The organism is Ruminococcus sp. SR1/5 (assembly GCF_000209835.1).
In the GTDB taxonomy this organism is placed as follows: domain Bacteria; phylum Bacillota; class Clostridia; order Lachnospirales; family Lachnospiraceae; genus Blautia_A; species Blautia_A fusiformis.
This window is the reverse complement of sequence record NC_021014.1, coordinates 2,167,668-2,176,226: the sequence shown is the minus strand read 5'-3', so window position 1 is coordinate 2,176,226 and position 8,559 is coordinate 2,167,668. Positions and strand designations below refer to the sequence as shown.

Genomic DNA, 8,559 nt, shown 5'->3' with positions numbered 1-8,559 from the left:
AGCAGTAGGCTTCGGCTTTGGGGTAGCAGTAGGTTTCGGAGTTGGAGTGCTCGTTGGTGCCGGAGCGGATATTTTAAAGGTCAGGGACTGACTTGAAAAATAATTGTTGATTCCTGTAACCGTTACGGAGCCAGTGCCGGTTTTGGCGTTATCTTTCCAGGTAAGGATATAATCCGTGCCTTCCTGAAGCGTGTCCGAGCCGTATTTTACGGTAGGCTTCGGAGTTACTGCATTGCCGTTGAAGATCTGTTCCGGAATATCCGAAAGATCGCAAAGCTTTACAGATGTCATATGCCTTGAACCGGAATAATTCTGCTTATAGGAAAGTGAAAAATCCAGGATCTCATTGCTGGAGGAATAGTATACAGAAGTAATGCGAAAATCATCAGAGGTCAGTTGTGTGCCATTATAGGTGATGACCAGGTTATTTCGCAGATAAGAGATTACACTTTCACTTTTGCAGTTTGGATCTGCCAGTTGGATGGTCTCACCGGAGAGCTTCAGTGGATTGATGGTGAAGTATTTGGAAAAACCGCTTCTGTAAATGCCGATACCGGTTATATGGACACGAGGTCTGTTGGTTCTGGAACTTGCCATGGTGTTATCATAATAAGAAAGGGTATAATCAACATCTTTCTTTAAAGTAACACCATTTAATATGACCGTTGGCTCCGGCTTGAATTCTTTGCCAGGAGCATATTCATAATCCGGGATATCACCAATCTCAGCTTCCGTGATCGGGGTAAGGTCGATGTAGAAATATTTATTATTTTCACCGGTGAAATTTCCCTTACCGGAAACAGTAACATAAGCGTTTCCCTGCTGGGCATTGTTATGCCAGGAGAGTGTATAATCTACATTTTCTGTCAGGGTTATACCATTCCAGGTGACAGTGGGCTTCGGAGTTAGTGGAGTTCCGGTATACAGATAGGAGGACTGGGAAAAATCAATCTCTGCCTGAGAGAGATTGATCTGCCAGATACCGAAATTATTCGTCAGAGTTCCGGAATAAAGGCCAAGACCTGTGATCGTGAAAGTTCCCACACCGCTGTTCTGATTGTTGGAGAAAGAAATCGTATAATCTTTTCCCTCAGTCAGCGTACGACCATGGAATTTTAGTTCAGGAGAAAAAGTAATGGGACTTCCGGTATAGTTCCAGGAACTTGTATAGCGCAGAGAAGTCTCTCTGGAATTTTCCAGATCATAGTATGCATTGAGATCTGCAGACAGTGTTTTGTCCGGGCAGGATTTCAGTGTGGCAGAAACCGTAGTGGTTCCTCTGCTTTTCAGTCGGATAACACCGCTCTGATCCACAGTGGCAATGGAAGGATCTCCGGTTGACCATGTGAAAGAAGCTGGGTCAAGGCTGGAACTCATAGGGCTGAATCCATTACAGGTTATATAGATAGCCAGTGTTTTCTGTTCTTCTGTGAATGTGATCGGAGAAGCTTCGTTGAAATGGATATTTATCAGCTTTGGAAGCACGGAAATAACAGGTGACACAGTCTGATTGGCAGGTTGTGTGCAGGCTTCTGTTGCGTGAGAAGAAAAGCACTGGATCCAGTAGAGATGACCGTTCTGTGAGTAGCAGCCGATTCCGGCAGAAACATTTTTGGAATTCATGATGTTCGTGTAATGTCCGGAAGATTCGATCCATGATTCCATAACTTCTTCAGGAGTTCCCTGGTTGATCGCAAGATTTTCACTTGGATCCTCAAAATAAGGAAAGGCTGAAAAACAGATGGAACCATTGGGACGGGTATGACTGGCGTAAACGGTCAGTTCTTCTGCTCTGGTCATGGCGCATTCCAGAAGGTTCTTATCCATAGTGACAGGATTCCGGTTCTTTTTGGCACGTTCCTGATTTACCAGATCAAGGACCTGGTAAGCATAATCATAGCGGCGGATACCCTGACTGAGTTTCAGCTGGACAGCAGTCTGGTCAGAGGCAGCCTGCACACGGACAATGTTGCCCGGCGCCAGCAGAAGAAGCAGAAGCAGCAGCGCAGGCCATAATAAGTATCTTGTTTTTTCTCTTTTGTCTGATTCATGATGTTTTCCTTACCAATATAAAATGAAGATAGTTTCTTTTGTTATTCGTTGTAGTATCCATAAATCGCACGGCTGTCCTGTGCGATGGTGTTCTGTGCAGCAGAGGTATCGTTAAGATCCTGTGACATAAAGCAGACTACCAGGTCGATCCCCTTTGCAGTGTCATAGATGATGCCGACATCGTTTTCTACGTGATCCAGTTCACCGGTTTTGTTGGCAACCTTTACCTCGGAAGGCATCTGAGCCGGGATCTTGTTTTTCCTGGTCTGCATTTTCAGAAGACGATACATATATTCGGCTCCTGCCAGAGTATCGTTGTTATCGGTAGCAGTACCCTTGTCGATCTGATAGATGGTCTTCAGAAATTTTCCACAATCCTTTGCGGAAGTGTAGTTATCCCCATTGGAATTATCTGCAAGAAGAAGACGTCCCATGGAAGTGCTGGTGTATCCGTGATCCTGACAGAATTTATTCACACGGGCCATTCCGGCTGCGTCATCCCCGCCGCCAAGATAATTGACAAGTGTATTGGCAGCATCATTGTCGCTGACTGTGATCATGGAGTTCAGTGCATTGTCCAGCTGATCCTTGCTGTATTTGGAGGAAAGACTGTCATAATCCTCATATACAGCACCCATGATATAGAGCTTGATCAGGCTGGCAGCCTGCATCTGCTGATCATTGATGGTACCTTCGGTATTTTTTGCAAGATTGCATACATATACGGACCAGGTTCCGTTATCGGTGGGAAGAAGAGACTGTACCTGATTCAGAAGGTTGTCCATGCTGGAATCCGAATTGTCTGTGAAAGTGCTTCCGCTGGATGGAGAAAGAGTTCCTTCTTCCTGAGTGGAAGAAGAACTGTCCTTGCTGCCAGAAGCTTCGGAAGAATCGGAGGCTGCAGATGTATCTGTGGATTCTTCCTGTGCGGAAGGACCCTGGACCTCAGCTGAAGATGCTGCGGCAGCAGCGCTGGAAACGGTAGGATCATCAGGATAAAGAGCATCCAGCTGATCGGCTTTGCTGCTGAGCTCAGCGGCAGAATCAGAAACCTCCTGCACACTTTTCTGCAGCTTGTTAACTTTTGTCTGGAGAGATGCAAGCTTGTCCAGGGAGCGGACATTCAGTGCCCCAAGTCCTGCCAGTGCGATGACAAGCACTGCGATCACAATATATAGAAATGTATTTTTTTCATATATAAACAAACTCCTTTTTATTATTGGAAATAAGCATCGATTCCATTGGCGATCCCTTCTGCCATAGTCTGCTGGAAGGAGGAATCCGCCATTTTCAGATCATCGCTCTGGTTGGTCATAAATCCCATTTCCACAATCGTCACCGGGATCGTGCTCCAGTTAATACCTGTCATGGAATCTGTGTAGATGATCCCGCGGTTCTGGAAGCCGGTAGCTGCGCAGTAGGAATCCACAATGCATTTGGATAGTTTGTTGGAACTGTCATAGAGACTGGAAACATAAGGATTCTGCTGGGACGGACACATGGTCAGAGCACCGGAGACATCTGCAGAATCATCTCCGTTTGCATGGATACGGACACAGATCTCCGCACCCTGGGAAGCGACCAGTTCTGCACGCTCCTTGTTGCTGATAGCGGTATCATTGTCTGTCCTTGTCATTATTACCTGGTATCCACGCTGTTCCAGGATATCCTTAAGCAGAAGAGAAACGTCCAGATTCAGCTGATACTCCGGGAGACCGCTGAAGGAACCTCTGGTTCCGGTGGAAGCCTTGGCCTTCATGGTGGAGGAACCGGGGCCGTTCGGCTCTGTGGCACTCATATCAACATTTTCGCCCTGATGTCCGGGATCGATTCCGACGATATGGCCGTTGTTGGAAGCAGAAGAGGTATCATTACCGCCATCGGTGAATACCTCACCACCGGCTTCATTGAAAACAGAGGGTTTGGTCGTTTTCTGACTGTTTTCAGCTTCCGGTGCCCGTTCATGTTCACCGGTGTTGTTTTTGACAGCTTTTTCTGTCTGTGCCCGCTGCTGCAGGTATTTGTTGGCTGCCTGTTTCTTTTCGATCTTAGCTGTATAAAGTTCGATATCCTCTTTCATGGATTTCTGCTTTTTCTGGACCGGTTTGATCACGGAGGCCATTTTCTGGTCAACGGCATCGATCTTCCGGTAGGTTTTATAGCTGAGTCCAAAAAGCAGTCCAATACAGATAAGACCCGTCAGAAACAGGACGATCGCCATCAGATGAGGCTTTTTTCCATAAAAATACGTCCTTTCTTGGTGGGTGTTTGCATTTGTAAATATTATAAATAAGGAGATAGGAAAAAGCAATTGTGAAATTGGGCTTGACAACAGGGGAAAGTGTGGTACTATATATGTAAAATAATTATATATAAAAATTTTATATATAAAATAATTATATAAAGAGGTGTGCCTATGTATTATTATCCGGTGTCTGCAGTGCTGACGGAATGCCTGATCCTTTCTGTTGTAGAGCAGCAGGATTCTTACGGATATGAGATCAGCCAGACAGTGAAGATGGTAGCTTCTATCAAGGAATCCACATTGTATCCGATCCTTCGCAGACTGGAGACGGATGGTTATCTGACAACTTATTCAGAGGAATTTCAGGGACGGAAACGTAAATATTATTCCATCACAGAAGACGGACGGAAGCAGCTGGAATATTTGAGGAAAGAGTGGAGAGAATACCGCGATACTATAGACGATATTGTGGAAGGGAGACTTCGAAAATGACAAGAAAAGAGTATATGGAGCAGCTGAAGAAATATCTGAAGCGGCTTCCAAAAGAAGATTATGACAATGCCATTGAGTATTTTTCGGAATACTTCGATGAGGCTGGACCTGAGAATGAACAGCAGGTTATGGAAGAACTGGGACAGCCTAAAGAGGCGGCAAGGGAACTGCTTCTGAACCTTTTACAGGAGAGTGTTGGTGACAGTAAAGACATCACCGAGGAAAAAACAGCAGCTTTGCCGGCAGCAGGTTCATATTACGGAGAGAGCTCCCATGCACATAGCCGGACAGATTCAAGAAACCTGAGTACAACAGGGTACAGTACATCCGCAGGAAAGAAGCGTTCTCCCGGAAAGATCATTCTTCTCGCATTTCTGGTGATCTGTGCATCGCCGGTGAGCATTGCGCTGCTGTTTGCAGGCCTTGCAGTACTGGCAGCAGTGGTGCTTGTCATCGCAGCAGTGATCTTTTCCATGGCAGTTACAGGTGTATCAGCAATTGCCGGAGGTATCGTGCTCACAGGTTTCGGCATGACATTGATCGCAAGATCTCTGGCAGCAGCCTGCATGATGGTCGGCAGTGGATTTCTGATGGCAGGTGCGGGAATCCTCGTTGGAGTACTTACCATATATATATGTAAATGGTGTGCAATGGGAATCGGCCGTCTGGTTAACAGACTTGTAAGAAAGAAGGTGCATAAAAATGAATAAGATTGCAAAAACAGTGCTGATGACAGGTACAGCACTCTGTGTAGCGGGAGTTGTTCTTTCCACAGCAGGATATTTTGCAGGGGGAAAAGATTTCACATATACTTCAGATCATATGTATGTATCCGGAGGAAATTCTTCCAGTCGTAAAAATCTTACAGTAATGAAAAAAGAACAGATTGATGATTTTATGAAGCTGAATGTGGATTTTGAGGATTTTGATCTGGATATCCGTACCTCAGATGATGACCATTATTATATGGAATATAAGCTTGAGAAAAACGGGAGGAAAAAATCCTCTGACCTGGAAGGATAAGGATGGAGAGCTCACGCTTGAGGAGTCTGCAGGCGGCAGTGGAAGTTATTATATAACCTATGATCTGGGGATATTCTCTACACATGCGGATCTGACAGAAAAGAAAGATGCATTGAATACGGTGGTTCTTTATATTCCGGAGAAGGCACAGCTTTCCGAAGCGGAGCTTCAGCTTTCCGACGGGGATCTTGCTGCCGATCAGCTTTTGTGTAAAGAAATGACCCTGGAACTTCTCAATGGAGATCTGATGCTGGACAAGGGCGAGTTCGAAAAGTTTGATGCAAAGCTTTCCGACGGGGATCTGAATGTAAAAGAACTTCAATGTACAGATAACATGCAGCTGAAATCCGGAAACGGAGATGTGACCATAAAAAAGGCAGAGCTTGCAGATGGGCAGATAGCTCTCAGCGACGGAGATATTCAGATAGACAACAGCAGCTTTAACGGAGATATGAAGATCAATAGCTCCTGCGGTGATGTTTCTGTAGAAATGAAGAACGGCAGTGCAGAGAAAACCAATATTTATCTGAAAGCTACAGACGGAGATGTGGACACGGAGGGGCTTTCCAGGGGAAAAACCGACAATGAGGAAGACACCTCTGTTTATGAGAACAAGGCCGGTGCTTCAGCACCGACTTTAAATGTGGAATGCAGCGATGGGGATATTACATTAACAGAATCTGAAAAATAAAGAATATGAATATCCGCCTGACTATGCATCTGCTTGTAAAAATCCTAAAAAAGAATAAATGAAATTATATGAAGCGCAGGGGTTTTTTCCGGAGAAAAATTCCTGCGTTTTTTGGCTGAAATGTATTGACAAATCCCTGTACTATGATATAATTCAATCAAATCACAGAAAACATATATAGTTACTAGGAAATAAGGAAATGGACATAAAGGAAATAAGGAGGATATCATCATGGGTAAAATTTACGGAAGCGCACTGGAACTGATCGGAAACACACCGCTTGTAGAGGTTAAGAACGTAGAGAAGTCTGAGGGACTTGAGGCTACAGTACTTGCCAAGCTTGAGTATTTTAACCCGGCAGGAAGTGTTAAGGACAGAATCGGTAAGGCAATGATCGAGGATGCAGAGCAGAAAGGTGTCCTGAAACCAGGCGCAACCATTATCGAGCCAACATCCGGTAACACAGGAATCGGACTTGCAGCCATCGCAGCTGCCAAGGGCTATAAGACGATCCTCACCATGCCGGAGACCATGAGTGTTGAGAGAAGAAACATCTTGAAGGCATATGGTGCAGAGGTAGTTCTCACAGACGGAGCCAAGGGAATGAAGGGTGCCATTGCCAAGGCAGAAGAGCTTGCCAAGGAGATTCCGGGAAGCTTCATCCCGGGACAGTTTGAGAACCCGGCTAACCCGAAGGCACATGCAGCAACAACAGGTCCTGAGATCTGGAATGACACAGACGGAAAGGTAGACATTTTCGTAGCAGGTGTCGGCACAGGCGGAACGATCACCGGTACAGGTGAGTACCTGAAGAGCCAGAACCCGAATGTGAAGGTAGTTGCTGTTGAGCCTGCAACTTCTCCTGTACTTTCTGAGGGAAAAGCAGGCCCGCATAAGATCCAGGGTATCGGCGCAGGTTTTGTTCCGGACACACTTGACACCAAGGTTTATGACGAGATCATTCCGGTAGAGAACGAGGATGCATTTGAAACATCCAAACTCCTTACCAAGAAAGAGGGAATCCTTACAGGAATTTCCTCCGGTGCAGCTCTCTATGCTGCGATCCAGCTTGCAAAACGCCCGGAGAACAAGGGGAAAGTGATCGTAGCACTTCTTCCGGACAGTGGAGACCGTTACTACTCCACACCACTGTTTACAAAATAATCGATCCGAAGATCGCTTCTTTTGCCCCGAAGCGTGATTCTGCGGGATTATTTACGGCGCTCCTGAATGCCTGTCCAAGCAGGCTGCCGGAGCGCCGGTTTTATTCTTGATTTCATCGAATTAAGTAAGCCCTCTGTGGGGCTGTGGTTACTGTTCACTGGTAAGGTCCCGCGAAAAGCAATAAGCAGTGTGTGTGGACTTGCTTGTATCTTGTAGCTTTTTCAGGTATAATAGAGAAAACAAACAAAACCTATTAACAATATAAAGAATAAAGTCTGCAAAGCAGATTCTGCTTTCTATGAAAGAAGATACAGGAAGCTGCCTGTGTATCACAGAGAAGGGTGCCGGTTATGGAATACAGAGGAATATTTCCGGCTGAACAGCTACACAATAACAGAAAGAGCAAAAGGCTATAAATCAGAAGAATACTGAAATATTGGAGGTAAATATTACATGAGGATTTCTACAAGAGGAAGATATGCGCTGAGACTGATGTTGGATCTTGCTACAAATTATACAGGAAAACCGATCCGCCTGAAGGATGTGGCGAAGCGCCAGGAGATCTCCGATAAATATCTGGAGCAGATCATCTCCATTCTGAACAAAGCAGGCTTTGTCCGCAGTGTCCGTGGCCCTCAGGGTGGCTATGCACTGCAGCAGACTCCGGATAAATACACCATCGGAATGATCCTCCGCCTCACAGAAGGAAGCCTTTCCCCTGTGGAATGTCTGGACGACAACGGAGCCATCTGTGACCGTGAGGAGAACTGCGTCACCCAGATCCTCTGGAAAAAGCTGGACGACGCCATCAAAGGTGTGGTAGATCATATAACACTGGAAGACCTGATGAACTGGCAAGCCGTGAAGGCGGACGAATATATCATATAAAAAA

General features: G+C 45.7%; 9 protein-coding genes. 6 read left to right on the top strand and 3 right to left on the bottom strand.

What is annotated here, in order from left to right:
* From CK1_RS10910 to CK1_RS10900, 3 genes are all read right to left on the bottom strand, one after another.
* Positions 1-1,959, bottom strand: a 1,959-nt coding sequence (locus CK1_RS10910; RefSeq protein WP_306288876.1) for a CAP domain-containing protein, incomplete at its 3' end; no start/stop codon positions are given.
* A 134-nt stretch (positions 1,960-2,093) separates the two neighbouring features.
* Positions 2,094-3,257: a serine hydrolase gene (locus CK1_RS10905; RefSeq protein WP_306288875.1), complete on the bottom strand. Its 1,164-nt coding sequence runs from the start codon at positions 3,255-3,257 to the stop codon at positions 2,094-2,096.
* Between the two features lie 11 nt (positions 3,258-3,268).
* Positions 3,269-4,273: an N-acetylmuramoyl-L-alanine amidase family protein gene (locus CK1_RS10900; RefSeq protein ID WP_015526295.1), complete on the bottom strand. Its 1,005-nt coding sequence runs from the start codon at positions 4,271-4,273 to the stop codon at positions 3,269-3,271.
* Positions 4,274-4,468: 195 nt separating this feature from the next.
* On the opposite strand from CK1_RS10900, the gene CK1_RS10895 reads away from it, so the two are divergent.
* The 6 genes from CK1_RS10895 to CK1_RS10870 all read left to right on the top strand — a co-directional run bounded on the left by CK1_RS10895 (position 4,469) and on the right by CK1_RS10870 (position 8,555).
* Positions 4,469-4,789, top strand: a complete 321-nt coding sequence (locus tag CK1_RS10895) for a PadR family transcriptional regulator (RefSeq protein ID WP_015526294.1) — start codon at positions 4,469-4,471, stop codon at positions 4,787-4,789.
* Positions 4,786-5,499 (top strand): DUF1700 domain-containing protein, encoded by a 714-nt coding sequence (locus CK1_RS10890; RefSeq protein ID WP_015526293.1) that lies wholly within the window; start codon positions 4,786-4,788, stop codon positions 5,497-5,499. Before CK1_RS10895 ends, CK1_RS10890 begins: the two co-directional genes overlap by 4 nt.
* Positions 5,492-5,812, top strand: a complete 321-nt coding sequence (locus CK1_RS10885; protein ID WP_015526292.1) for a hypothetical protein — start codon at positions 5,492-5,494, stop codon at positions 5,810-5,812. The genes CK1_RS10890 and CK1_RS10885 overlap by 8 nt, the downstream gene beginning before the upstream one ends.
* Complete coding sequence (locus CK1_RS10880; protein WP_306288874.1) at positions 5,769-6,503, top strand: DUF4097 family beta strand repeat-containing protein; 735 nt, start codon at positions 5,769-5,771, stop codon at positions 6,501-6,503. The genes CK1_RS10885 and CK1_RS10880 overlap by 44 nt, the downstream gene beginning before the upstream one ends.
* 231 nt (positions 6,504-6,734) lie before the next feature.
* The gene (gene cysK / locus CK1_RS10875) at positions 6,735-7,667 is read left to right on the top strand and encodes a cysteine synthase A (RefSeq protein WP_015526291.1); all 933 of its coding nucleotides are present in this window, start codon (positions 6,735-6,737) and stop codon (positions 7,665-7,667) included.
* A gap of 453 nt (positions 7,668-8,120) precedes the next feature.
* The gene (locus tag CK1_RS10870; RefSeq protein WP_015526289.1) at positions 8,121-8,555 is read left to right on the top strand and encodes an RrF2 family transcriptional regulator; all 435 of its coding nucleotides are present in this window, start codon (positions 8,121-8,123) and stop codon (positions 8,553-8,555) included.
* Positions 8,556-8,559 lie beyond the last annotated feature (4 nt).